The organism is Bacillus cereus group sp. Bce019 (assembly GCF_051781745.1).
In the GTDB taxonomy this organism is placed as follows: Bacteria; Bacillota; Bacilli; order Bacillales; family Bacillaceae_G; genus Bacillus_A; species Bacillus_A cereus.
Window position 1 is genome coordinate 1 of the sequence record NZ_JBPWJX010000008.1, and the last position, 25567, is coordinate 25567.

Genomic DNA, 25567 nt, shown 5'->3' on the forward strand with positions numbered 1-25567 from the left:
GTATTGCCGGTAGCACCTGTGTTACCTTGAGGCCCTTGAGGTCCAGTAGCACCAGTAGCACCAGCAGGTCCTTGAGCGCCTGTATTGCCGGTAGCACCTGTGTTACCTTGAGGCCCTTGAGGTCCAGTAGCACCAGTAGCACCAGCAGGTCCTTGAGCACCTGTATTGCCGGTAGCGCCTGTGTTACCTTGAGGCCCCTGAGGTCCAGTAGCGCCGGTAGCACCAGCAGGTCCTTGAGCACCTGTATTGCCGGTAGCGCCCGTGTTACCTTGAGGTCCCTGAGGTCCAGTAGCGCCGGTAGCACCAGCAGGTCCTTGAGCGCCTGTATTACCGGTAGCGCCTGTATTACCTTGAGGTCCTTGAGGTCCAGTGGCACCAGTGTTACCTCGAGGTCCAGTGGCACCAGTAGCGCCTGCTGGTCCAGTAGGTCCGGTAGGTCCTTGAATAAACGAAGCAGAATTAACTAGAGCAGTTTGTAATGCTGCTATTAATTTAAGAAGCTCTTGAAGTGTGCAAGGGTCAATTCGGAATAATTTTGTAATGTATAGTAAATAGTTAATGAGATTTTGAAGCTCAATAAATACAGCGCTTGCTACAAAGGTTGGATTTCTTAATATAGTTATTAAGTTTTTAATAATAGCTAACCCTTGTGCTTTCAGGGAGGAAGTAGCGTCTAGTGAACAAATAAATTTACTCAGTAGGTTCAATGTATCGATTAGATCTTCAATATTTTGGGGAGATGGATTTGCGAAAAGTTTTGGGATTATTTTTGTTAAATCAATAATAATCGCACGAAATGTTCTAAGTTGAGCTTTAGTAATTGGGATTGATGGAGTATTTGGGATTCGTCCGGCGCTACTTGGAAAGCATGGTTTGGAGAATTTGTTTTGATTGTCGTTATAACGAGACATTAAATCTCTCCTTTCTCACGAAAATGTGAACGAAACTCATCATAGTAGATGCAGAAATTAGTTAAATGGTCATAGTAAAATCGTTTGTTTAAAGAAAAAATAGAAAAAACGCCTTACAATAAGGCGTTTTTTCTATTTTCTGCGTATTGATAATATCGCTTTAATGAAATTTTTGATTTGAATCCAGCGAGTTTTATAATTTCTGATTCAGGAGTTTCTTTTTTTATTAAGTTTAAAATATAGGTGTTACGAAAATGTTGTCCTGAAATTCCTTTACGTAAATTGGCTCTAGCCACTTCGAGGCGAATCATTTTTTGTATAGCAATTTCCGTTAATGCCTTTGGTGCATCATTTTCATATACCCATCTGTATGTTCCACGGTTAAAATCGAATGCGACAAATAATGGATCATCACTATGGTATTTGGGGCGAACTGGTTCCGGGATGCTTTTGTAATAATTATATAGTTGTTTTTTGTCTTCTTTTGCTAATGTAATTGTTCTTTCTACACCTGCGGTTGCTGGGATTGATAATGTGTTAGTTTCAAAGTGAACGTGATGCATTGTTAATGCTGTAAGTTCCTGTAAGGATAAACCGTAGTCAATCAATAGATTTAAAATAGCAATATTGCGATCCATTAATAAGGGGCGCACAGGAAGTTGTTTTTCTGAAAGTCCTTCTAATGAAGTGACTATATACTTTAACCTTTTTTCTTCATCAGGTGAAATGAAATCTTCGTTACGAAGTGTACGGTCTGGTTGAATAGATATCTCCATATTTTTCAATGGATTAGGAATGTTTAGAAAATGATGCATTCTATTTAGTACAATAAATACACGATGCATCGTTTTTTCTGAGTAATGTCGATTCGTTTTTAAATCGGAAAAGTAATCTTCGTAGTCTTTTGTACAAAGTGTAGCCCATATATTACTGGAAGGGAGCTTTTTGTTTTTTTCTAACCAATGTCCGAAGTCTTCAACGTCATAAACATAACGTTTAATAGTTGAGGGTTTTCGGCCTTTATTCAATAAAAAAATAGAAAAGGCTTGTATTGTATCATGGAATTCCGTTGTCTCCATAGTCCCACCACCTTAATTATTTCTTATATTATAGCAAACTTTTCTGAAAATAGGCATTTACAAGGGGGACAGGAATAATAATATTTGGTGAGTGGATAAAATGAGGTGATTGTATGGAACAATCGATGCGAAAGAAAAACAATAATCAAATTAATATTGTGTTAAACCATCGAAAGAAAATTTCTTTGCCAGCCGCAGAAAATAAAACGGTAATTTCAAATGAAACTACAATTAAACATGAAATGCTGCAGAGAATTGAAGAAGAGATGGGGAAGCTTGTTGGGATGGATGATATAAAAAAGATAATAAAAGAAATATATGCTTGGATTTATGTGAATAAAAAAAGACAAGAGAAGGGATTGAAGTCAGAGAAGCAAGTACTTCATATGCTGTTTAAAGGGAATCCAGGTACAGGGAAGACAACAGTTGCTAGAATGATAGGAAAATTGCTGTTTGAGATGAATATTCTATCGAAAGGCCACTTGGTTGAAGCTGAACGTGCTGATCTTGTAGGAGAGTACATCGGCCATACAGCCCAAAAAACAAGAGACTTAATAAAAAAAGCAATGGGAGGTATTTTGTTTATTGATGAGGCGTATTCTTTAGCTCGAGGAGGAGAGAAGGACTTTGGAAAAGAAGCAATTGATACGCTTGTAAAACATATGGAAGATAAACAACATGGTTTTGTATTGATTTTAGCTGGATATTCAAGAGAGATGAATCACTTTCTTTCATTAAATCCAGGGCTGCAATCTCGTTTTCCATTTATTATTGAATTTGCGGATTACTCGGTAAATCAGTTGTTGGAAATTGGGAAAAGAATGTATGAAGAGCGTGAATATCAGTTATCGAAAGAGGCTGAATGGAAATTTAGGGATCATTTACATGCTGTAAAGTATTCGTCGCAAATTACATCGTTTAGTAATGGGCGGTATGTACGGAATATTGTTGAAAAATCAATTCGTACACAGGCGATGCGGTTGTTGCAAGAAGATGCCTATGATAAAAATGATTTAATTGGAATATCGAGTATGGATTTGATGCTCGAAGAGGAGACGCACAGTACATAAACTGTGCGTCGATTTTTGTGTATAAGTTCGTTTACTCTTTTTTTGCTTTTTCTTGGTGTGCTTTATGGAAGTGTTCCATTTTAGCGCTCTTTTCGTGTGCTGAATTAGGATCGTGCCCGAATTGATTTACTGAGCTTTTTTGAGCTCCTTTATTAACGTGGTTTGTCATGTGTATTCACCTCACTTTAAAAATTAGTATAAACATTATATAAAGAAAAAATCGTTAGAAAAGAAAAACCTCTTTACGATATGTAAAGAGGTTAGATTGCTATTTATGCATTGAACGTTCTTTCGTTTCGATACGTCTGTGCGGTAAATGCCATTTGTAATGAATAGAAACCATGCGGAAGCAAACAATTAAAATGAATAAAATGTAAAGAGCCCAATCGCTAACAATAATTTGAGCGCCAATTAAGAAACCTGCTAAAATTGTCCAAAAGGCATATACTTCAGCTCGAAGAACGAGAGGTTTTCTGCGGGCTAAAAGATCGCGAATGATACCGCCGCCGATACCAGTTAAAACAGCTGCTACAATTGTGGCGCTAATTGGTAAATTTAATTTTTGGGCATATAATGCTCCTTGTACAGCAAATGCTGATAAGCCGATAGCGTCAGTGATATTTTCCCACTTTTTCCAATGTCTAATTAACTTATTTGGAAAAAGAAAAATAATAGTCATTGATAAAAGTGCGATTTGGAATAACATGTCTTGTTGCCAAAACGCGACAATCGGATAACCGATTAATAAATTACGAAGGGCACCTCCCCCAAATGCGGTTGCCATTCCTAAAATATACACCCCGAAAATATCATAATCCTCTTCCATTGCAACAATGGCTCCGCTTAGTGCGAAAGCGATTGTGCCTATGATGCTAAAAATCTCCCATGCCATGAATTTTCTCCCCCGCTAACTAGATGAAATGTGCTTCCTCTGCTATTATATTAGAAGGTTTAAATTTCGAAAAGGATGAGTGAACATATTTGATGGAAGAAAAAGAAAAAGTCATATTAGTAGGCTGTCAATTGCCACAAGATGATGATGAAAAATTTATGCATTCCATGAAAGAGCTTGCATCACTAGCGAAGACTGCACGAGCAGAATTGTTAGTGTCAACAACGCAAAAACGACCAAAGTTTCATCCGGCAACTTACATAGGTAAAGGGAAATTAGAAGAGCTTACAATGTTAACTGAAGAATTAGAGCCGGATGTTATTGTATTTAATAATGAATTAACGCCGAGTCAAATTCGGAATTTATCCTCAGTATTAGATGCGAGAGTAATTGATCGAACGCAACTAATACTGGATATTTTTGCGCAACGTGCGAAGTCGAGGGAAGGTAAGCTTCAAGTAGAATTAGCTCAGTTGCAATATACAATGCCGCGTCTTATGGGGCAAGGATTGTCCTTATCGCGTCTTGGTGGTGGTATTGGAACGAGAGGACCGGGTGAGACGAAATTAGAGACGGATCGTCGTCATATTCGATCCCGTATTGATGAAATAAAGAAACAACTTGCAGTTGTTGTGGAACATCGAAAAAGATATCGTGAGAGAAGAAAAGATAATAAAGTATTTCAAGTTTCGTTAATAGGGTATACAAATGCAGGGAAATCGACACTGTTTAATAGATTAACGGAAGCTGATACGTTTGAAGAAAACCTTCTGTTTGCAACATTAGACCCAACGACGAGGAAGATGCCGTTACCTTCTGGTTATACAGTATTACTAACCGATACTGTTGGTTTTATACAAGATTTACCCACTTCATTAATCGCTGCTTTTCGTTCGACACTGGAAGAAGCGGGGGAAGCAGATGTCATTTTACATGTAGTTGATTCTGCGGATCCTAACTACATAGGGCATGAAAAAACAGTAAAACGATTATTATCAGAACTTGAAATTAATCATATTCCTATTATTACGTTATATAATAAAAAAGATGAATTACATCAAAACTTTATTCCGTTTCCGAAAAGTGATTTCTTAATGACTAGTGCTTTTGAAGAAAGTGATGTATTGCGTATAAAAGAAGCGATAGAAATGAAAATGAAGAAAGAAATGGATCGTTATCGAGTAGAAATCCCTCCGAGTGAAGGTAAGTTATTAACGCTTTTAAAGACGGAAACGCTATTAGCAAAGATGGAGCTTCTGGAAGATAAATTTGTATATGATTGTGCAGGGTATATTTTTACTCATTCATCGCTTAATGTGCAATTAAAGAGATTTTTAGTGGAAGAAGGAGAAAATAAAAATGTTTGATCGTTTGAAAAATGGAGAAAAAATTGCTCCAATCGTAAAAGAAGTAGAGAGTCAGATTACAGAAGTACATAAACGTGCGGATGAAGTAATTGAAAGTAATCAGTTTCGTGTATTAGAAAGTTTTCGTAAACATAAAATTAGTGACTCGCATTTTATCCCGACGACAGGTTATGGTTATGATGATATTGGCCGTGATACGTTAGAAAAAGTGTATGCTGATGTGTTTGGAGCGGAAGCTGGACTTGTTCGTCCGCAAATTATTTCAGGTACTCACGCTATTTCTACAGCGTTATTCGGTATTTTACGTCCAGGAGATGAGTTATTGTACATCACTGGAAAACCGTATGATACGTTAGAGGAAATCGTTGGCGTGCGTGGGAAAGGTGTAGGTTCATTTAAAGAATATAATATTGGTTACAATGCAGTTCCGCTAACTGAAGGTGGGCTTGTTGATTTTGAAGCTGTTGCAGCAGCGATTCATAATAATACGAAAATGATCGGTATTCAGCGTTCGAAAGGTTATGCTACTCGTCCATCGTTTACTATTTCTCAAATTAAAGAGATGATCGCGTTTGTTAAAGAAATTAAACCTGATGTTGTTGTGTTTGTAGATAACTGTTATGGCGAGTTTATTGAAGAGCAAGAGCCCTGTCATGTTGGTGCAGATTTAATGGCGGGTTCGCTTATTAAAAACCCGGGCGGCGGAATTGTTAAAACTGGTGGTTATATTGTCGGGAAAGAACAGTATGTTGAAGCGTGTGCATATCGTTTAACGTCTCCGGGAATTGGTGCGGAAGCTGGAGCGTCTTTATACAGTCTGCAAGAAATGTATCAAGGGTTCTTCTTAGCGCCACATGTTGCAGGACAAGCGCTGAAAGGTGCAATTTTTACAGCTGCGTTTTTAGAAAAGTTAGGAATGAACACGTCACCAGCGTGGAATGCGCCAAGAACAGACTTAATTCAATCGGTTCAATTTGATGATAAAGACCGTATGATTGCCTTCTGCCAAGCGATTCAATATGCATCTCCAATTAATTCGCATTTTACTCCGTATGCAAATTATATGCCAGGTTATGAAGATGATGTAATCATGGCGGCGGGAACGTTTATTCAAGGTGCAAGTATTGAATTGTCTGCTGATGGTCCAATTAGACCACCGTATGTTGCGTATGTGCAAGGTGGCTTAACGTATTCGCATGTTAAAATTGCGATTTGTTCTGCGATTGACGAATTGATTGAAAAGAATTTATTAATAATTTCTTAATGGGAAGCTGTCGATTTTGGCAGCTTTTTTCGTATAAAAGTAACGATTTATGCGATTAGAAAAAAGAATGAAAAAATTTATAAAAAAATCATGTAAGAAAAGCTAACATCTATTGACACTAAACATAACATGTTATAAAATGAGAAGCAGTTAAGGCGAAGGAGGAACTGAAAAATGAAAGAAGATAGACGTTCTGCCCCGCTGTTTCCAATTGGTATTGTTATGGATTTAACACAATTGTCTGCACGTCAAATTCGCTACTATGAAGAGCATAATCTTGTTTCTCCAACCCGTACAAAGGGGAATCGTAGATTATTTTCATTTAACGATGTAGATAAGTTGTTAGAAATTAAAGATTTGTTAGATCAAGGCCTGAATATGGCTGGTATTAAACAAGTGTTACTAATGAAAGAAAATCAAACAGAAGCAGTGAAAGTAAAAGAAGAAACGAAAGAAATTTCAAAAACTGAGCTTCGCAAAATACTTCGAGATGAACTACAACATACAGGTAGATTCAATCGAACTTCATTGCGACAAGGTGACATTTCAAGATTTTTTCACTAAAGATAACTGATTCTGAAGGCGATTAGAGGGACTAAGGAGGAATTTATAATGTCTAGATACACAAAAGAAGATATTTTCCGTTTGGCGAAAGAAGAGAATGTAAAGTATATCCGTTTACAATTTACGGACCTTTTAGGGGTAATTAAAAACGTAGAGATTCCAGTGAGACAATTAACGAAAGCTCTTGATAACAAAATGATGTTTGATGGATCTTCGATTGAAGGTTTCGTACGTATTGAAGAGTCTGATATGTATTTATATCCTGATTTAGACACTTGGGTAATTTTCCCTTGGACAGCTGAAAAAGGTAAAGTAGCTCGACTAATCTGTGATATTTACAATGCAGATGGCACTCCATTTGATGGAGACCCACGTAACAACTTAAAACGTGTGTTAAAAGAAATGGAAGCTTTAGGATTTTCAGACTTCAATCTTGGACCAGAGCCAGAATTCTTCCTATTTAAGGTTGATGAAAAAGGAAATCCAACATTAGAACTAAACGATAACGGTGGATACTTCGACCTTGCGCCGATGGATCTAGGGGAAAACTGTCGTCGTGATATCGTTCTTGAACTTGAAGAAATGGGATTTGAAATTGAAGCATCTCACCATGAGGTTGCTCCAGGGCAGCACGAAATTGACTTTAAATATGCAAATGCAATTCGCTCATGTGATGACATTCAAACATTCAAACTTGTTGTAAAAACAATTGCTCGTAAACATGGTTTACACGCAACGTTTATGCCAAAACCACTATACGGTGTGAACGGTTCAGGTATGCACTGTAACTTATCATTATTTAAAAATGGTGAGAACGTATTCTTTGATGCAAACGGTGACTTACAATTAAGTGATGATGCTCGTCACTTCATCGCAGGTATTTTAAAACATGCACCAGCATTTACAGCGATAGCAAACCCAACTGTAAACTCATATAAACGTCTAGTACCTGGATATGAAGCGCCTTGTTACGTAGCATGGTCTGCACAAAACCGTAGTCCGTTAGTACGTATCCCTGCATCTCGTGGTATTAGTACACGCGTAGAAGTACGTAGTGTTGACCCAGCTGCAAACCCATATTTAGTAATGGCTACATTATTAGCTGCAGGTCTTGATGGAATTAAAAACAAATTAACTCCACCAGCAGCAGTAGATCGTAACATCTATGTAATGACAAAAGAAGAGCGCGAAGAAGCAGGTATCGTTGACTTACCAGCAACATTAGCGCAAGCATTAGTTACATTACAATCTAATGAAGTAGTATGCGGTGCACTAGGAGAACACTTACTTGAGCACTTCATCGAAGCGAAAGAGATTGAGTGGGATATCTTTAGAACACAAGTTCACCAATGGGAACGCGATCAATATATGTCTCTATACTAAGAGGCTTGAACCCTTGATACAACTCGTATCAAGGGTTTTTTAATTCCCTATTATTACAATTTTATGTGGTTGCAAAATGAAAAACAGTCACATAAAAGCCAATAATTAATAACAAGTAGTGATATCATAGAAAAACATTATCAGATAAACGTAAGTTTTATATAATTTATGAACTAAAAAAGCCTTGATACTACGGTATCAGGGCTTTTTTAGTGAAGTTATTGGATATATTAACTACTAGATAATGGATTGTTTTTGGTTATTTTGAATCATGTTACTAAGAAAATCTTTTCAAAAGAATTGATTTTATCTTTTTTTAAATCACTTGTGCTATAACTTAATAATTCTTTACTGCCTGTACAACGCGACCAATTATTTTTACATCTTCAGCTGAAAGGTCGTAAGTTTTTGGTTCGTGGATAGGGTCATTACTCAATGGTATTAAAGTAATGATGCTTCCGGATTTTGAAATCTTTTTCACGGTAGCATCATAACCATTGACTTTTACAACAGCAATTTGTCCGTTTTCAACATAAGGAGTTTCCTCTACTAAAACATAAGAACCATCAGGGAATTCGAGATTCATGCTAGTGCCTTTTACAGTAAGATAAAAATACTTTTTACGCTTGTTTAAAAATGTACTTAGCATGGGTAAATAGCCTTCGATATTTTCTTCAGCGAGTATGGGTGTACCGGCTGCTACAGAACCAATGATAGGAATGTAAATAATATTTGATTGATCGTTTTGGATGGTTTCATAAATAGAAACTTCTTCTTTAACAGTATTGTCCTCTTGAGTTGCGAGTCTTTCTAAATCATCAGTAGTGATTCCTAATCCCTTACAAACTTTTATGACATTATCAACAGATGCTTTACCAATCCCTCTTGATAACATGGATTGCAGTGTTGTGGGGGGGAGACCTATTTTTTCGGCGAAGGCTCTTTTACTATAGCCAGCTTCTTTTATTAAGCGTGTTACAACCTCTGCTTTTTTCATTACTTTCACCATCTTTCTTATTAAAATGTATACGATATTGCGTATTTCTGTATATATCATAACCTAACTAAAATTGTTAGTAAATAGAAAAGTATACGAAATTGAGTATTTAAATACGTTTTTTTGTTGACTAAATACGAAATTGAGTTTATATTTAAATGGAAATGAACGCAATATCGTACAAAAAACAGGTGGTGAGTAAATGTATCCGAATTTGCGTGCAGAGATGGCGAGAAAAAGAATTATGATTACACAAATTTCTTCGCATCTGAAACTTCGCCACGCAACAGTGAGCGACAAAATAAATGGTAAATTTCGTTTTTATTATGATGAAGCTTTTGAAATTAAGAAAACTTTTTTTCCAGAACATAGTTTGGAATATCTTTTTGAATTTGAAGAAAATGAAGCGAATTGAAATCGGAGGAAATTTACTTAAAATGTAACCCTATAATCGAATTATTGAATGATGATTTAATAAGAGGGTTCATATCAAAGTATTTAATTTAAATTCTGATAACTAGTTAATTTGTAAAAAGAAAGTAAAGAATTATGCGTAGTGCGAAATTATCTCAATGCAATAAAGATAGTCCAAAATTAGTAGTGAGGAGGAGATGAGGATGGGGCAATTAATTGACTCATCAGTACATAGTTCATTAGTATTTGAAGTTAATGGCAAAGTAGTAACGGATAGTTTGGTAATTGCGAAGATATTCAAAAAAAATCACTTCGACGTTTTGAAGGAAGTTCGAAAACAAATTGTATATGTAGGTGAAGAGTTTGGAGGAGAAAATTTTCACGAGTCCACTTATTTTAATTCAAAGAATAGGCGAATCCCTAAATATGATTTAACAGAAGAAGCATTCACGTTACTTGTTATGGGATATACCAGTAGAGAAGCGGTTGGAATGAAAATTAAATTTATGAAAGAGTTCAAACGAATGAAGCAATATATACAAAATCAACAAAATGTGCCAAAGGACCCAATGGGGGTTTTAAAGTTAACATTTGCTGCGTTAGAAGGACATACTCAGCAGATACAAGAGATAAAGTCTGAGGTGAAGGGTTTGCGAGAAAATACGCCGCTTTATGCTATCGAGTGTGAAGAGATAACAAGGGCTGTAAAAAGCTTAGGTGTTATGTTGTTGGGAGGTAAAAATTCAAATTCTTATCAGGATATCGGCCTTAGAAGGAAGTTATATAGAGATATTTATAGTCAGTTACATCGGGAATTTGGTGTGAATAGTTATAAAGCTATTAAACGTTATCATTTGGATAGAGCAATACAAATGATTAATGAAGAATATTCAATTCCAACTGTTTTAAATGAAGAAATTACAGTTAAAAACTCACAAATAAATATGGCAGACATTCAGTAGGAGGAAAGAACATGCAAAGAAAGATTTTAGTAATTACTAGCAGTTTAGCAGGGTTACCAACTGTCAGTGAATTTAAAACAAAAGAAGATGCAAAAGAGCAGGTTAGAAAGCTTATTCAAAAAGGAATGAGTCAAAATGTGATTCGTATAACACAAGAAATTCCAATGAATATCGAAATTCAAGTGGATGTTGAACTTGAGGAATAAGAGAGGTTTAGAAGAAAATAGATATGGATAGCATGATTGTTTTGAATGAATGCATAAGAAAAGAATCCGTTGCAGCGGATTCTATAAGAAAAAATATCTCTAGATAAGTATAACATTGAATACCGTTTTTGAGAATTTATGAGGTGGCTAGTATGGGGATTATTCGAGTGAAAAAAGATAGTAATTATTCCGTTATAAATAATACTGGTTTAAAAGATGAAAGGTTGTCATGGAAAGCGAAAGGAATCTTAGCCTATGCGCTTACATTACCAGACGATTGGACTTTTCATATTAGTGAATTAGCTCGACATGCTAAGGATGGAGAAGATTCGCTCCGTACAGGTTTTAAGGAATTAAAAGAATTAGGTTATGTAAAACGTTATCCTGTTCGTGATGGGAATACGAAAAAAATTACAAGGTGGGATACGGAAATTTACGAAACGCCACAAAGGGACATGCCACAAATGGAAAACCAAGATGTGGTAAAGCCATATGAGGAAAATCAGAAACTACTAAATACTAATAGACTAAATACTAATAGACTAAATACTAATAAACGAAATAATAATGATTATGATGATATGGATAAATTAGAATCTCGTGTATTCATCAATGAGAGGGTTAAAGTAAGTTGTAACTTTATTAAGGGGATGGGCATTCCGTTAAGTGAAATTGCAATTGCAGAGTTGGGGAGCTTTTGTAATTTGTTTAGTGGGGAGTTAATTCAGCATGCAATTAATAAAGCTGTTGATGAGAATGCGCCAAGATGGAACTACATTAAGGCTATATTGAGGAATTGGAAGGAGCAAGAAGTTAAAACATTAGTTGATGTGGCTATACTAGATAGACGTTTCGAAATGAGCAAGAAAAAGAAATATAACGGGACAGGTAGGAAGTATTCAAATAGAAAAGAGATTGTACCCGATTGGTTATATAAAGATGATGAATCAACAAATCTAGAAGAGGAAAGAAAAACCGTGCAGTCTACTGATGAAGAGCGTGAGAGATTACAAGAAGTGTTAAATAAATATAGGTCATAAGAAAAAATGCTAGATGATTTACAAGCAATAAAGATTGAAAAGGCTAATAAGCATATTCATGCTATTAAATTAGTATTAAGAGACTTTGTAAAAAGAACGGAAGTGGGTGAATCAGTAAGTGTTCGAATGGCTCAAAGATTATAAGAAGTTAGAAGAAGAAATTGCTTATTTAGAATACAACTTAGATAAATCAAAAGCCGAATTGAAGCGTTGGATTAGCGGTGATTTGCAAAATGTACGATTAACCGCTGAATCGGAAGGGACTAAGGTAGAAGGGCGGATTGAAGCAATTGAATATGAATTAGCTCATAAAATGAATGAAGAGTATGATTTAAAGCTTTTGATTAATAAGTTTACAGGACTGGATCATCAAATACTTAAAATGAAATATGTTGATGGAATGACTTTAGAGCAAATTGCGTTTGAATTACATTATAGTACAGGCTATATACGCCGAAAACATGCTGAAATAAGGAAGATTGTCAAGTTTTTAGATGGATTTTAGTGTTACCTTTTTGTAGGATACATGCAGTGTACAGAAAGTATTGAAAAAGTGATTTATAGTAGTAATATAAGATTTCGACGAAAGGGCAACTATTTTTATGGTTGCTCTTTTTGGTGTGAAAGAAGGTGAGTAATATGAAGTGATTTGATGGATTAATAGGTCTTTAGCTTCTAGTTATATTTAGTAAAGTAGTAGTTTTACAGGCGAAAATAATAGAAAAATAAGGAGATGTTTAATGATGAGTTTATTAGCTGCTTCAGTCAAAACAAAGAATTTGCCACAACAGGTGTTACGTTGGCAATCAATGGTAGAAAGCGAATGTTCTGCACAAGGTGTACCTGAGTTAGTTCCTTACGTGCTTGGAATTATTATGGTGGAAAGTGGAGGGAATTCTGAAACGACACCTGATATTATGCAATCCAGTGAATCACAAGGGTGGGCAATGAATACAATTAAAAACCCGAAAGATTCAATTTATTACGGAGTGAAGCATTTAAAGGGTGCTTTTGATGATGCGAAGAAAAATGGCATTACAGATTTAAGTGCCATTGTTCAATCATATAATTTTGGACGAGCTTACCTTCGCTGGTTAGCATCTAACAATAAACAGCATTCATTACCGGTGGCAGATCTGTATTCTAAAACGGTTGTTGCGCCATCACTTGGAAATACGACCGGTGCTATGGTGAAATATAGTAACCCTATCGCTGTTGCCTACAATGGTGGTTATCGATATAAAAACGGGGGGAATTTCTTCTACTCTGAAATTGTTAAACAATATGTAGATTTTGATGGAGGAACTGGTGGCGGTGACAATAAACCGCTACAACCAAAAGGGCTGGGAATTGCAACGTCTAAATACCCAGAAGGATGGGGCATTAATTTATATAGTGGTCCTGGAAAAGATGCTTGGTTTACAGGTCATGTCATTAATACAAAAATGCCATATTTAATTATAGATGCTGCTTGGTATGGCGGGAATGAAAATATGTTATGTCTAGGTTGGGAAGCCTGGGCAAAAGAAGAACACTTTGAAGTGCAGTGGTTCCATGCTTACTCAAAATATCCAGCAGGTTATGGTATTAACACATATGATGGTCCAAATGGAAATTATAAAGGAAATGTGGATGGATCTTATCCATATGGTGTTTTTGCGAGAAAAGATGGTTACATTGATATTGGACAAAACACATGGGTAAAAGAAGAGCATTTTAATGTAAGGTAATAACAAAGTTTTTTATTATTTGATTTAAAATTATAAATTTTAATATATAGAAAAAATATAAAAGGGTGCTTTTTTAAGTGCCTTTTTATATTACGTATGAATAGAAAGGAAGATTATTATGGCAAAATTTATTTATCCAACAGATACAACGAGAGTAACAAGTGGATTTCGGGGGAGCAGACCAGATCATCATGGGATAGATCTTGCTGAATCGGGCTATCATCCAATTTATGCAGCAGCTAGCGGACGAGTTAGTCGTTCTTATATTTCATCCAGTTATGGTGAATGTATTATGATTGTGCACACTATTGATGGGGTTACATGGGAAACAGTATATGCCCATATGCGTAGCGGTTCTCGAACAGTAAAAGAAGGTGATTATGTTACACAAGGACAAACTATTGGGGTTATGGGGAACACAGGGGATTCTAGTGGTCAACACTTGCATTTTGAATTGCATAAAGGGTCTTGGAACATCAATAAGAGTAATGCTGTGAATCCATTAGACTACTTAGGAAAAGGAGACGGTGGTGGTACAACTGAACCTTCTGATAAACCGCTACAACCAAAAGGGCTGGGAATTGCAACGTCTAAATACCCAGAAGGATGGGGCATCAATTTATATAGTGGTCCTGGAAAAGATGCTTGGTTTACAGGTCATGTCATTAATACAAAAATGCCATATTTAATTATAGATGCTGCTTGGTATGGCGGGAATGAAAATATGTTATGTCTAGGTTGGGAAGCCTGGGCAAAAGAAGAACACTTTGAAGTGCAGTGGTTCCATGCTTACTCAAAATATCCAGCAGGTTATGGTATTAACACATATGATGGTCCAAATGGAAATTATAAAGGAAATGTGGATGGATCTTATCCATATGGTGTTTTTGCGAGAAAAGATGGTTACATTGATATTGGACAAAACACATGGGTAAAAGAAGAGCATTTTAATGTAAGATAATATCTTTAAATCAGCATGTATTAAGTAGGATGAAAAAACTTGTTATCATACCTCTTGAGATGAGAGTAATATCTGTAAAATGCTGGGCGGAATATAGAGTGCGATTTTTGAAAGAGCAACTGATGTAAAAAGTTGCTCTTTTTCTTTTTTTGAATGTGAGGACCATAACCCATTATATAGAATATGGCCTGTCTGAGGATTTAGTTTCTAGATGTACTTAATAATTCAGTGGAATTTTAAATGATAAAAAATAAAAAAGGAGATAATCAGTAATGGAAATTAGAAAAAAATTAGTGGATCCAAGTAAATATGGTATAAAGTGTCCCAATACAATGACACCAGAATTCATCACAGTACATAATACGTACAATGATGCATCAGCAGAAAATGAGATATCGTATATGATTGGGAATAATAATTCAGTGTCGTTTCATGTTGCAGTAGATGACAAAGAAGCAGTACAAGGTATTCCGTTTGATCGTAATGCTTGGCATGCAGGTGATGGTAACGGAAATGGTAATCGTAAATCTATCGGAGTGGAAATTTGCTATTCTCTAAGTGGTGGGGATAGATATTACAAGGCGGAGGATAATGCAGCAATTGTTATTGCTCAGTTAATGAAACAATTCAATATACCGATTAGTAATGTACGTACACATAAATCGTGGAGTGGAAAGCATTGCCCACATCGAATGCTCGATGAAGGAAGAGTGGATCAATTCATTGAGAAGATAAACAAAGCATTTAATGAAGATAATAATAAACCACTACAACCAAAAGGACTGGGAATTGCAACGTCTAAATACCCAGAAGGATGGGGCATCAATTTATATAGTGGTCCTGGAAAAGATGCTTGGTTTACAGGTCATGTCATTAATACAAAAATGCCATATTTAATTATAGATGCTGCTTGGTATGGCGGGAATGAAAATATGTTATGTCTAGGTTGGGAAGCCTGGGCGAAAGAAGAACACTTTGAAGTAGAGTGGTTCCATGCTTACTCAAAATATCCCGCAGGTTATGGCATTAACACATATGATGGTCCAAATGGAAATTATAAAGGAAATGTGGATGGATCTTATCCATATGGGATTTTTGCAAGAAAAGATGGTTATATCGATATTGGGCAAAACACATGGGTAAAAGAAGAACATTTTAATGTGAGATAAGGATATGAGAGTAGGATCACTCGTATGATTCTCTTTAATTTTTGAAAAGGAGATGAGAACGATGGAAGAACAAATCTTCAATTCAATGATTCAACAAGGAGCATTCGCAGCTTTATTTGTATGGATGCTGTTTACTACGCAAAAAAAGAATGAACAGCGCGAAGAACAATATCAAAAAGTTATTGAAAAAAATCAACAGGTCATTGAAGAACAAGCAAAAGCATTTAGTTCGTTGTCGAAGGATTTATCAGATGTTAAGCGAAAAATCTTGGGGAACGATGATGAGAAATAAAATATGGTATTAAAGTATTTGTCGCATATGCAGGTTCTCAAATAGGAATTCGATTAATATATAGCTAATGAGAAAAAGCCCCAATACCGATAAGTATTGGGGCTTTTTCTCATTAGCTATAGTGAATAAGGTTGTGGTGGATTTTTCAAGAGGAAAGAGTGAATGAAGTCTAATATTAATGTAAATGAAATGAAACTTTGAATGCTGCTTAGTTATAACATAGTCTTATTCAGGATTTTGTTAGTTCATTTTCTAAATTTAGGGAATAAATATAGTTTAGTACCTTGCAATAAATAATACTAAGTGGTATATTATGGATAAAACAGGTACCGTGTATTGAACAGTACTAAGATAGGAAAGGAGGATGGCACTTGAACGTTCAGTTTAAAAAAGGTGTGCTTGAACTTTGTGTATTAGCACTTGTAAAACGTAAAGATAGTTACGGTTATGAACTTGTTCAGCAAATTTCTAATAAATTTTTAATATCGGAAGGGTCAGTATACCCTTTATTACGTCGTTTGACGAAAGAAGGGTATTTTCAAACGTATTTAAAGGAATCTACGGAAGGGCCACCTCGTAAATATTATCAATTAACAGAGCAAGGGGAGACGCAATTTCATTTGTTAGTAACAGAATGGCGTGATTTTGCGAAAGGGGTACAAGAAATTATTGAAGGGGTGGAATGGGATGAGTAAAGAAGGGTTTCTTAAAGAATTATCAAGTTATCTTAGAAAGTTACCAGAGGAAGAGAGGCAAGATATTTTATTGGATTATGAAGAGCACTTTCAGTTTGGACTAGAAGAGGGGAAAACTGAATCGGAAATAATACAGGGCCTTGGTTCTCCGAAAGTAATCGCGAAAGAATTACTTGCGATGTATCGCTTCGATGAAATGAAAAAAAATCCATCGACTTCAAATGTGACAAGAGCTGTTATGGCAGCGATTGGACTTAGTTTGTTTAATTTTATTATTGTGTTAGGCCCGTTAGTCGCAATTATTGCTTTTATATTTTCTTTTTGGATCGGTGGTATTGCTAGTGTAGTAACACCATTTTTCGTTATTGGAAAAGTATTTATGGGTACTTTTATATGGTTGGATCTTTTCGTTAGTATAACGTTTGTTGGAGTAGGTTTATTGTTATGTATTATCGCTTTTTATAGTACAAAGTGGTTTAAGAGATTGTGTGTACGATATGTAATATGGAACTTCAAAATGATAAAAGGAGAGTAAATGATGAAAAAACTATTTTTAATCGCTATCGCTTGTATCATTATTGGAGTAATAGGAATTTCCCAAACATATGAAAAAGCAGTACAAACTGCTGAAAAAGGCGATAAAGAAAATGTAATTAAAAACGAAACATTAAAAAATATAGAAGTTAAGTTAGATGCCGGGGATATTATTGTCCAAAAATCTCCTGACTCTTCTTTTTATGTAAAGCAATCGGGAGATGTACGTAAACAAGAGATTCGTATCGCAGAAGATGGTGACACATTAAAAATTATTGGGGAAAGAGAAAAAGGTGCTTCATTTGATTTTTCTTTTTACGATTTTAGGTTTCAAACGTCTAAATTGACTCTCCTTGTGCCCGAACGCTCTTACCAAGATGTAAAAGTAAATTTATCTGCTGGACAAATCGAAATGAGTGATGTGAAAAGTGATAGCGTAAGTGTTAGAACACTTGCTGGAGAAGTAGAGTTGAAACAAGTAACGGCTAAGAATGTGGAGGGATCGACAAAAGCTGGTGAGGTGAACTTTAAGAAGGTATTAGGGAAAGTGACCGCAAAAACAACAAGTGGGGAAATAAATATTCAAGATCATGATTCTAAGTATAATCTAGAAGCAAGTTCAACTGCGGGAGATATAGATATTACTTTATCGGAAAAACCACAAGATGCGGTAATTACTGGGCAAAGTGCTGCTGGAGATGTAACAATTTTTAATGAAGAAAATAAAAATGTAACAATTGGAAATGGTAGTAAAAAGATTAGCGGTAAAACGGCTGCGGGAGATGTGACGATTGAAACTCGTTAATAAGAAATAGAATGCATGGAAATCTATCAAAATACAAAAAGAAGATAATTACCGTATATAAATAAGGTAATTATCTTCTTTTTGTTATTTTTAATGTAAATCACGATATACGCCAATTACTTTCCCGATAACTGACACTTGTTTTAAAATGATAGGTTCTAATGAAGAGTTTTCTGGTTGTAGACGGAAATGGTCTTTTTCTTTATAGAAACGTTTAACTGTTGCTTCGTTATCCTCTGTTAAAGCGACTACAATTTCACCATTATATGCAGACTGCTGTTGGCGAACAACAACTAAATCTCCATCGAAAATACCAGCTTCAATCATACTATCTCCAGAAATACGTAACATGAACACTTGGTCTGCTCCAGCAACAATACTAGCTGGAAGTGGGAAATGTTCTTCTACGCTTTCGACCGCTGTAATTGGTAAACCAGCAGTGACTTTTCCGACAATTGGAACTTGAATAACAGATTGTGTTTCCGTATCCATTCGGTCTTCACCTAAAATTTCAATGGCACGTGGTTTTGTTGGATCGCGTCGAATGTATCCTTTTTCTTCTAATCGTGATAAATGTCCGTGCACTGTAGAACTAGAAGCGAGGCCGACTGCTTGACCAATTTCACGTACGGAAGGTGGATATCCTTTTTCTTGTACTTTTAGCTTAATAAAGTCGAGAATGTCTTGCTGGCGTTTCGTTAACTTTTCCATGTTTTCTAACACCTCGTTTTCTTTCATTTTTCTTATTAATAAGTATAACATGTGAAAAAACATTCTACAAACATAAGTTCGAACAAATGGCGGATTTATGTTACACTATAGGGAAATAATAGGGAGAAAGAGGGGTTCAAAATGAATGCAATTATTTATGCACGTGTGAGTACAACGAAAGAAGCGCAAGAAACATCATTATTACGTCAAAAAGATGAATTATTGCATTTAGCTGAGCGCTATCAAATGAATGTTACTAAGGTGATTGAAGAGCAGGCTAGTGGATATACAATTGAACGTGACGGTATATTAGAGGTGTTGGATACAATTCGAGACGAACAAATTGATGTGTTACTTATACAAGATGAAACGCGTCTTGGTAGAGGAAATGCGAAGATCGCGTTAATGCATTGTTTACATAAAGAAGGCATAAAAGTATATACGCATACACATAATGGTGAATTACAATTGTCGGATTCTGATTCAATGGTATTAGATATTATTGGTATTGTTGAAGAATATCAAAGAAAGATTCATAATTTGAAAATTAAACGAGGTATGCAACGTGCAGTAGAAAAAGGTTATCGTCCAGAAAAAAATTTAAAAAATCGTCATTTAAGTGTAGGAAGAGAGAAAAAAGAAGTGCCAATTGAGGAAATTGTACGTTTGCGAAAAAGTGAACTCACGTTTGAAGAAATTGCAGCAACATTACGTGGATTTGGTCATAATGTTTCAAAGGCGACTGTACATCGTAGATATGTAGAGTATACGAAGCAATTGCTTGATAAAGAAGAGTAACTATTGTATGATAATAATCAGTTTTGATTAGAAGGGGGATTCGAGATGATTAATCACGAACTCGTTGAACGCATTAACTTCTTAGCGAAAAAAGCAAAAGCTGAAGGTTTAACTGAAGAAGAGCAACGTGAGCGTCAATCGCTACGTGAACAATATTTAAAAGGATTTCGTCAAAATATGTTAAACGAACTTAAAGGTATTAAAGTTGTTAACGAAGAAGGTACAGATGTTACACCGACGAAATTAAAAGCTTTAAAAAAGCAAGATAATGCAAGATTAAATTAAAAGATGGGCGAAGCCCATCTTTTTTATATGTAAAAATCGTTATTTAATAACTTTCCAGTTGTTATTAACTGTTGCTTCTATCGTTTTATGTTCCAATATATAATTAGCGATAAGTTCAGACATATCTGTGGGGATATCTTTTACTACCGGTTTGTTTTGAAACATAAAGAAATTTCCCCCGCCACTTGCACGATAATTATTCATTACAACGTCATATTCTTCATTCATATTAAGAGGAGCACTGTTATGCTGTAAAGATTCTACTCTTTCACCAATTGGTTTTGAAATGTTTAATACGTATGAAATCCCTTCCCACATATCATAATTATAATGTTGTGGCTTTGGTTCTATGTAGGTAGGACTTACGGTGATGGATCCATCTGTTTTTAATGTGAAATAAGAAGCAGAGAGTTCAAGAGCATTTTTTATGTCCGCTCCAGTTAGTCTAATTACTTTTAATGTGTTCGGATAAATATAATTAGAAACGATGTCACGCATTGTTACATGTTCCGGGAAACCTGGAGATGTATTATGGAACAAACTTGTACAAGAAATTGATACATTAGCTATATCCATCTGTATTTTATTTATGAATTCGATAAAAGGATGATCATGCAAACGAGTTTGCATAGCATCTGAAATTTGCATATCCCCCTGAATGATTCCAATAGGTTGATCAAGCCACTTTTGTGTTTTCTCTTCGTAATCGGCTACCAATGAAAGTGCATCTTGGTCAGCCTCAACTCCTTGTACAGATAATAATTCAGAAAAACTCTCTTTTTTAACCCATTTATGTTTTGTTTTTTCGAATGTTATTTTTACTTTTCCAACTAAGTTTCCATTACATCCAGTCTGTAAAATTGTTACACCGTTAGCCATTGTGTGAGCAATTTCCCGGTGTTGGTGGCCTGTTAATAAAATATCTATGTCTTCAATTTCATGGCACATTGCATATCCTTGGTTTTCTCCTGTTAAAACTTCAGTCGGTACCCCGGTTTGTAAATCTCGTTCAACTCCCCCGTGATACGCTACGACTAGTAAATCTGGTTTCTCATGTTTGCGAATGTAAGAAACCCACTTTTTCGTTGTTTCTAATGCATCTTCAAATTGTAAGTCTTTAATGTGATGGGGTTGTTCCCAATTGGTAATGTAGTGCGTTGTCACCCCTAAAATAGCAATTTTTATATTGGATTCAATCTGTTTGATTATATAAGGTTTTCCGAAATAAGGTTTCTTTATGTTTTTATCTAAAATGTTTGCTGATAGGTACGGGAAGTTCGCAGTAGTCACAGCATTATTTAATATACCCATCCCGTAATTAAACTCATGATTGCCGATAATTGCAGCGTCATACTGTAAGTAATTCGCTAATAAGGACATTGGGTTTTTTTTGTTTTTTTCGTATGTAACATAATGATAGGTAAATGGTGTTCCTTGAATAAAGTCGCCATTATCAATTAAAAGAACGTTTGTATTTTGGGAACGTTCTTTTTTTATAAGAGTAGAAATTTTAGCTAAACCAAGTTCTGCTGGGGAGTTATCTTGGTAGTGAATAGGATAAACAGTGCCATGTATATCGCTTGTTAATAAGATGTTTAAAGTTACAGTTTGATTTTGTTCCAATATGACTCACCTTTTCTATTGTTATCTTCCAATTCATCATATCAAATATGTGAAGAGAATTTTAATGTGAGTGTATAGAATGTGTAAAGATTCTGTAAATAATCAATTATTTGTAAAAATATGTGATATATTTCTTCATGTTTATGAAAGGTTATTTTATAACAATGAAAAATGGAGGCATTAATATGTTGAAAAAAGCTTTTGCAATGAGCACAACAGTTGTACTAGCAGCGGGATTATTAAGTGGCTGTGGAACGAAGGAATCAAGTGCAAGTAAAAATGAAGATACGAAAAAAGGGTATGTACCGAAGACTTTAAATGTTCAATTTGTTCCTTCTCAAAATGCAGATACGTTAGAGGCGAAGGCAAAACCGCTTGAGAAGCTATTAAGTGATAAGTTAAATATTCCAGTAAAAGTTAGTATTTCAACGAACTACAATACAATTGTAGAAGCGATGGCATCTAAACAAGTAGATGTAGGATTTTTACCGCCAACAGCGTACGTATTAGCACATGAAAAGAAGGCTGCAAATGTAATTTTACAAGCACAACGTTTTGGAGTAGAGGATGAAACAGGAGCTCCTACAAAAGATTTAGTAGATTATTATAAATCTGAGTTTGTTGTTAAAAAAGACTCTAATATAAATAGTGTAAAAGATTTAAAAGGTAAAAAGATTGGTTATCAAGATGTAACATCATCAGCAGGGTATGTATGGCCTGCAGCTGTTCTATTAAAAGAGGGAATTGATCCGTTAAAAGATGTGAAACCTGTTACATTAAAAGGTCACGATCAGTCGCTTATTGCTCTTTTAAATGGTGACGTAGATGCAGCTGTTGTATTCCAAGATGCTCGTAATATTGTAAAAAAAGATTATCCGAATATATTCGAGCAAACGAAAATAGTGAAATTTACGGAGAAAATTCCAAACGATACGATTTCGGTACGTTCTGATTTAGATGAAGAGTGGAGCAAGAAATTACAAGATGCTTTCATTGAAATTGGAAAAAATGAGGAAGGTCACAAAATCATTAAAGAAGTATATTCACATGAAGGATATGTTAAATCTGATGATAGTAAATTTGACATCGTTCGTGAATATGGAAAGAAAGTAAAAACGCAATAATACATATGGAAATGGCAGCTAGCTGAAAGGGAATATTTTCAGTTAGTTTGCCGTTTTGAATATATAGAAGGTAGGTAAGATGTGTGATAGAGTTTCGAAATGTCTCCAAAGTGTATCCAAATGGTACAAAAGGATTGAAGAATATAAACTTGAAAATTCAAAAAGGTGAGTTTGTTGTAATGGTAGGGCTGTCCGGAGCTGGAAAGTCTACACTTCTAAGATCGGTAAATCGTCTTCATGAGATTACAGCAGGCGAAATCATGATTGAAGGTGAGTCTATTACTGCTGCAAAAGGAAAAGATTTACGACGTATGCGCCGGGATATTGGTATGATCTTTCAAAGTTTTAACCTTGTAAAGCGATCAACAGTATTGAAGAATGTATTAGCTGGCCGTGTTGGATATCATTCGACATTGCGTACAACGTTAGGTTTGTTTCCGAAAGAGGATGTGGAGCTCGCATTTCAAGCGTTAAAAAGAGTGAATATTTTAGAAAAAGCATATGCACGTGCTGATGAATTATCAGGAGGACAACAACAACGTGTATCGATAGCTAGAGCATTGGCGCAAGAAGCAAAAATCATATTGGCAGATGAACCTGTTGCGTCGTTAGATCCGCTAACAACAAAGCAAGTATTAGATGATTTAAAGAAAATTAATGAAGATTTTGGAATTACAACAATTGTAAACTTACATTCTATTGCTTTAGCTAGGCAATATGCGACGCGTATTATTGGATTACATGCAGGCGAAATTGTTTTTGATGGTTTAGTAGAAGCAGCAACGGATGAAAAGTTTGCTGAAATTTATGGTGACGTAGCACAGAAAAGTGAATTGTTAGAGGTGGCAGCTAAATGAATGATGTGACGATATATTCGAAGTCGATACCGAAGCCGCCGAGTAAGTTAAAACATATGTTAACGTTTATTCTATTCATTTTACTGTTGTGGGGAAGTAGTATACAGGTCGACGCATCATTTTCAAAGCTAGTAGTTGGTTTTCCTAATATAATGGATTTGTTAAAAGAAATGGTGCCGCCAGATTGGAGTTATTTTCAAGTTATTACAACAGCAATGTTAGATACAATACGTATGGCGATTATTGGGACGACTTTAGGAGCGATTTTAGCTATTCCACTTGCACTGTTTGCGGCAAGTAATGTGTTTACTAGTACATTTTTATACAGTCCAGCTCGATTGATTTTAAATTTTATTCGAACGATACCAGATTTATTATTAGCGGCAATTTTCGTAGCTATTTTTGGAATAGGACCACTTCCGGGTATTTTAGCTCTTACTTTTTTCTCAATTGGGCTCGTGGCGAAATTGTTGTATGAATCAATTGAATCAATTGACCCTGGCCCACTAGAAGCGATGACAGCTGTAGGGGCTAATAAGGTGCAATGGATTGTTTATGGAGTCATTCCACAAGTAAAAGCACACTTTGTTTCCTATGTACTATATACATTTGAGGTGAATGTACGGGCAGCGGCTGTCCTAGGTTTAGTAGGAGCAGGTGGTATTGGACTATATTATGATCGTACACTTGGATTTTTACAATATCAACAAACTGCATCTATTATCATCTATACTCTTGTTGTTGTATTGGTAATTGATTATGTAAGTACATTGTTGCGGGAGAAATTATAATGAGTAAAACGACGATAATCGTACCAAAACCGAAGAAACCGAGTGTGTATCGCTCGTTTATTTTTATAGCACTTACATTTGTTTATATATGGGCTTTTTCAGGAGTACCGCTAGAGGGAATAAAGGAAACGGCGGGAGAAATTACAAAAGCAATTATGACAGGGATATTGACTCCAGACTGGTCGTATGTATCTTTGCCAGATGGTGAAGATTTATTACATGGATTAATTGATACGTTGGCAATTGCGATATTAGGTACATTTATTTCTGCATTTTTATCTGTTCCGTTTGCTTTTTGGGCGGCAACGAATATGAGTAGTGGAAAATTAACTTCAGGATTTGGGAAATTTGTACTTAGTTTTGTTCGTACGTTTCCTGAATTAGTTATGGCTCTTTTATTTATAAAAGCTGTTGGTCCAGGTTCTTTTGCAGGAGTATTAGCCTTAGGATTGCATTCTATTGGAATGTTAGGAAAACTATATTCAGAAGGAATTGAAAACATAGATAAAGGACCGACGGAAGCGTTACTAGCAACAGGAGCAAATCGTTTTCAAATACTTTGGTATGCGGTGTTACCGCAAGTGTTACCAGATTTTCTATCGTATACGTTATACAGATTTGAAATTAATGTACGATCCGCTGCGATTTTAGGAGTTATCGGAGCAGGAGGGATTGGTACACCTTTAATTTTTGCGCTGAGTTCACGGAATTGGTCTCGTGTTGGTATTATTTTATTAGGTATTATTTTAATGGTAATTATAATTGATTTGATTTCAAGCTCGATTCGGAAACGGATTGTTTAACTTATTTGAAAAGCATCGAAGTTAGATGCTTTTTTTATGTTTTTAAAAACTTATTTAAAAAAGTAAGTATAGAAGAAATTTGTATAAATATACAGATAATTCCCTTTCTTTTTAAAATAAAAATAATGAAAAAGTATGTCATATTGAATGCCCATACATTCCCGGAAACATTGATTTTTTTATAAAAAATCAAAAAAATATCAACATATTTGTCGATACATGTTGTATAATCTTGCGTGG

Annotated in this window: 30 protein-coding genes; 23 read left to right on the forward strand and 7 right to left on the reverse strand. The window is 35.4% G+C overall.

All coding sequences use genetic code 11. From position 1 onward, the window contains the following. Both ACS2QP_RS13125 and ACS2QP_RS13130 read right to left on the reverse strand, forming a co-directional pair. The coding region (locus ACS2QP_RS13125) for a collagen-like repeat preface domain-containing protein (RefSeq protein ID WP_438882492.1) at nucleotides 1-911 on the reverse strand (911 nt) is incomplete at its 3' end. A gap of 113 nt (nucleotides 912-1024) precedes the next feature. After that, the gene (locus ACS2QP_RS13130; protein ID WP_000450326.1) at nucleotides 1025-1990 is read right to left on the reverse strand and encodes a tyrosine-type recombinase/integrase; all 966 of its coding nucleotides are present in this window, start codon (nucleotides 1988-1990) and stop codon (nucleotides 1025-1027) included. Nucleotides 1991-2103: 113 nt separating this feature from the next. Between ACS2QP_RS13130 and spoVK the strand changes: the two genes are divergently transcribed. Beyond that, nucleotides 2104-3060 carry a stage V sporulation protein K gene (spoVK, locus tag ACS2QP_RS13135; RefSeq protein ID WP_000438178.1) on the forward strand — a complete coding sequence of 319 codons (957 nt, stop codon included), beginning with the start codon at nucleotides 2104-2106 and terminating at the stop codon, nucleotides 3058-3060. A gap of 31 nt (nucleotides 3061-3091) precedes the next feature. Here the strand turns inward: spoVK and ACS2QP_RS13140 are convergent, their stop codons facing one another. Continuing rightward, nucleotides 3092-3229: a hypothetical protein gene (locus ACS2QP_RS13140; RefSeq protein WP_000181500.1), complete on the reverse strand. Its 138-nt coding sequence runs from the start codon at nucleotides 3227-3229 to the stop codon at nucleotides 3092-3094. A gap of 99 nt (nucleotides 3230-3328) precedes the next feature. Next, nucleotides 3329-3952, reverse strand: a complete 624-nt coding sequence (locus ACS2QP_RS13145; protein ID WP_000312267.1) for a trimeric intracellular cation channel family protein — start codon at nucleotides 3950-3952, stop codon at nucleotides 3329-3331. 92 nt (nucleotides 3953-4044) lie between these two features. Here ACS2QP_RS13145 and hflX point away from each other — a divergent pair, with 92 nt between their 5' ends. The 4 genes from hflX to glnA all read left to right on the forward strand — a co-directional run bounded on the left by hflX (nucleotide 4045) and on the right by glnA (nucleotide 8530). Next, the gene (gene hflX, locus ACS2QP_RS13150) at nucleotides 4045-5319 is read left to right on the forward strand and encodes a GTPase HflX (protein WP_438882493.1); all 1275 of its coding nucleotides are present in this window, start codon (nucleotides 4045-4047) and stop codon (nucleotides 5317-5319) included. After that, the gene (locus ACS2QP_RS13155) at nucleotides 5312-6583 is read left to right on the forward strand and encodes an aminotransferase class I/II-fold pyridoxal phosphate-dependent enzyme (RefSeq protein ID WP_438882494.1); all 1272 of its coding nucleotides are present in this window, start codon (nucleotides 5312-5314) and stop codon (nucleotides 6581-6583) included. Before hflX ends, ACS2QP_RS13155 begins: the two co-directional genes overlap by 8 nt. A gap of 174 nt (nucleotides 6584-6757) precedes the next feature. Further along, on the forward strand, nucleotides 6758-7147 hold the full coding sequence (gene glnR, locus ACS2QP_RS13160; protein ID WP_000656783.1) for a transcriptional repressor GlnR: 390 nt from the start codon (nucleotides 6758-6760) through the stop codon (nucleotides 7145-7147). 48 nt (nucleotides 7148-7195) lie between these two features. Next, the gene (glnA, locus tag ACS2QP_RS13165; RefSeq protein ID WP_000092763.1) at nucleotides 7196-8530 is read left to right on the forward strand and encodes a type I glutamate--ammonia ligase; all 1335 of its coding nucleotides are present in this window, start codon (nucleotides 7196-7198) and stop codon (nucleotides 8528-8530) included. A gap of 337 nt (nucleotides 8531-8867) precedes the next feature. Here glnA and ACS2QP_RS13170 read toward each other — a convergent pair whose 3' ends face one another. After that, entirely contained in the window at nucleotides 8868-9527 is a 660-nt protein-coding gene (locus ACS2QP_RS13170; RefSeq protein WP_011110319.1) for a LexA family protein, read from the reverse strand. A 202-nt stretch (nucleotides 9528-9729) separates the two neighbouring features. On the opposite strand from ACS2QP_RS13170, the gene ACS2QP_RS13175 reads away from it, so the two are divergent. The 12 genes from ACS2QP_RS13175 (at nucleotide 9730) to ACS2QP_RS13230 (ending at nucleotide 18335) form a co-directional block, all read left to right on the forward strand. Then, entirely contained in the window at nucleotides 9730-9942 is a 213-nt protein-coding gene (locus ACS2QP_RS13175; RefSeq protein ID WP_000283431.1) for a hypothetical protein, read from the forward strand. Between the two features lie 202 nt (nucleotides 9943-10144). Continuing rightward, a complete protein-coding gene (locus ACS2QP_RS13180) occupies nucleotides 10145-10903 on the forward strand; it encodes an ORF6C domain-containing protein (protein WP_000531225.1) in 759 nt (252 codons plus the stop codon). A gap of 11 nt (nucleotides 10904-10914) precedes the next feature. Continuing rightward, the gene (locus ACS2QP_RS13185) at nucleotides 10915-11109 is read left to right on the forward strand and encodes a hypothetical protein (protein ID WP_001189065.1); all 195 of its coding nucleotides are present in this window, start codon (nucleotides 10915-10917) and stop codon (nucleotides 11107-11109) included. Between the two features lie 152 nt (nucleotides 11110-11261). Continuing rightward, nucleotides 11262-12149 (forward strand): DnaD domain protein, encoded by an 888-nt coding sequence (locus tag ACS2QP_RS13190; protein ID WP_438882495.1) that lies wholly within the window; start codon nucleotides 11262-11264, stop codon nucleotides 12147-12149. Nucleotides 12150-12267: 118 nt separating this feature from the next. Then, on the forward strand, nucleotides 12268-12654 hold the full coding sequence (locus ACS2QP_RS13195) for a DUF1492 domain-containing protein (RefSeq protein ID WP_438882496.1): 387 nt from the start codon (nucleotides 12268-12270) through the stop codon (nucleotides 12652-12654). A gap of 238 nt (nucleotides 12655-12892) precedes the next feature. Beyond that, nucleotides 12893-13879, forward strand: coding sequence for a lysozyme family protein (locus ACS2QP_RS13200; RefSeq protein ID WP_033692154.1), 987 nt, complete (start codon nucleotides 12893-12895; stop codon nucleotides 13877-13879). Between the two features lie 118 nt (nucleotides 13880-13997). Continuing rightward, nucleotides 13998-14840 carry a M23 family metallopeptidase gene (locus ACS2QP_RS13205; protein ID WP_006920050.1) on the forward strand — a complete coding sequence of 281 codons (843 nt, stop codon included), beginning with the start codon at nucleotides 13998-14000 and terminating at the stop codon, nucleotides 14838-14840. A gap of 272 nt (nucleotides 14841-15112) precedes the next feature. Then, nucleotides 15113-16009: a peptidoglycan recognition protein family protein gene (locus ACS2QP_RS13210; RefSeq protein ID WP_000405766.1), complete on the forward strand. Its 897-nt coding sequence runs from the start codon at nucleotides 15113-15115 to the stop codon at nucleotides 16007-16009. Between the two features lie 61 nt (nucleotides 16010-16070). Further along, entirely contained in the window at nucleotides 16071-16301 is a 231-nt protein-coding gene (locus ACS2QP_RS13215; RefSeq protein WP_000392444.1) for a BhlA/UviB family holin-like peptide, read from the forward strand. A 371-nt stretch (nucleotides 16302-16672) separates the two neighbouring features. Further along, nucleotides 16673-16996, forward strand: coding sequence for a PadR family transcriptional regulator (locus ACS2QP_RS13220; protein ID WP_001102628.1), 324 nt, complete (start codon nucleotides 16673-16675; stop codon nucleotides 16994-16996). After that, on the forward strand, nucleotides 16989-17531 hold the full coding sequence (locus ACS2QP_RS13225) for a DUF1700 domain-containing protein (RefSeq protein WP_000031383.1): 543 nt from the start codon (nucleotides 16989-16991) through the stop codon (nucleotides 17529-17531). Before ACS2QP_RS13220 ends, ACS2QP_RS13225 begins: the two co-directional genes overlap by 8 nt. Further along, nucleotides 17532-18335 (forward strand): DUF4097 family beta strand repeat-containing protein, encoded by an 804-nt coding sequence (locus ACS2QP_RS13230; RefSeq protein WP_438882497.1) that lies wholly within the window; start codon nucleotides 17532-17534, stop codon nucleotides 18333-18335. It abuts the gene before it with no gap. A gap of 90 nt (nucleotides 18336-18425) precedes the next feature. Here ACS2QP_RS13230 and lexA read toward each other — a convergent pair whose 3' ends face one another. Then, nucleotides 18426-19046, reverse strand: coding sequence for a transcriptional repressor LexA (gene lexA / locus ACS2QP_RS13235; protein WP_000413738.1), 621 nt, complete (start codon nucleotides 19044-19046; stop codon nucleotides 18426-18428). Nucleotides 19047-19187: 141 nt separating this feature from the next. Between lexA and ACS2QP_RS13240 the strand changes: the two genes are divergently transcribed. Both ACS2QP_RS13240 and ACS2QP_RS13245 read left to right on the forward strand, forming a co-directional pair. Beyond that, nucleotides 19188-19844 (forward strand): YneB family resolvase-like protein, encoded by a 657-nt coding sequence (locus ACS2QP_RS13240; protein ID WP_000991469.1) that lies wholly within the window; start codon nucleotides 19188-19190, stop codon nucleotides 19842-19844. A gap of 45 nt (nucleotides 19845-19889) precedes the next feature. After that, nucleotides 19890-20129, forward strand: a complete 240-nt coding sequence (locus ACS2QP_RS13245) for a DUF896 domain-containing protein (RefSeq protein ID WP_000607016.1) — start codon at nucleotides 19890-19892, stop codon at nucleotides 20127-20129. Between the two features lie 39 nt (nucleotides 20130-20168). Here ACS2QP_RS13245 and ACS2QP_RS13250 read toward each other — a convergent pair whose 3' ends face one another. Then, nucleotides 20169-21752: a bifunctional metallophosphatase/5'-nucleotidase gene (locus tag ACS2QP_RS13250; RefSeq protein WP_438882498.1), complete on the reverse strand. Its 1584-nt coding sequence runs from the start codon at nucleotides 21750-21752 to the stop codon at nucleotides 20169-20171. Between the two features lie 185 nt (nucleotides 21753-21937). Here ACS2QP_RS13250 and ACS2QP_RS13255 point away from each other — a divergent pair, with 185 nt between their 5' ends. The 4 genes from ACS2QP_RS13255 (at nucleotide 21938) to phnE (ACS2QP_RS13270) (ending at nucleotide 25327) form a co-directional block, all read left to right on the forward strand. After that, nucleotides 21938-22876 (forward strand): phosphate/phosphite/phosphonate ABC transporter substrate-binding protein, encoded by a 939-nt coding sequence (locus tag ACS2QP_RS13255; RefSeq protein WP_438882499.1) that lies wholly within the window; start codon nucleotides 21938-21940, stop codon nucleotides 22874-22876. Nucleotides 22877-22959: 83 nt separating this feature from the next. Next, a complete protein-coding gene (gene phnC, locus ACS2QP_RS13260; protein WP_000569237.1) occupies nucleotides 22960-23733 on the forward strand; it encodes a phosphonate ABC transporter ATP-binding protein in 774 nt (257 codons plus the stop codon). Beyond that, the gene (gene phnE / locus ACS2QP_RS13265) at nucleotides 23730-24524 is read left to right on the forward strand and encodes a phosphonate ABC transporter, permease protein PhnE (protein WP_001000763.1); all 795 of its coding nucleotides are present in this window, start codon (nucleotides 23730-23732) and stop codon (nucleotides 24522-24524) included. The genes phnC and phnE (ACS2QP_RS13265) overlap by 4 nt, the downstream gene beginning before the upstream one ends. Beyond that, entirely contained in the window at nucleotides 24524-25327 is an 804-nt protein-coding gene (phnE, locus tag ACS2QP_RS13270) for a phosphonate ABC transporter, permease protein PhnE (RefSeq protein ID WP_000047897.1), read from the forward strand. Before phnE (ACS2QP_RS13265) ends, phnE (ACS2QP_RS13270) begins: the two co-directional genes overlap by 1 nt. The last annotated feature ends 240 nt before the right edge of the window (nucleotides 25328-25567 follow it).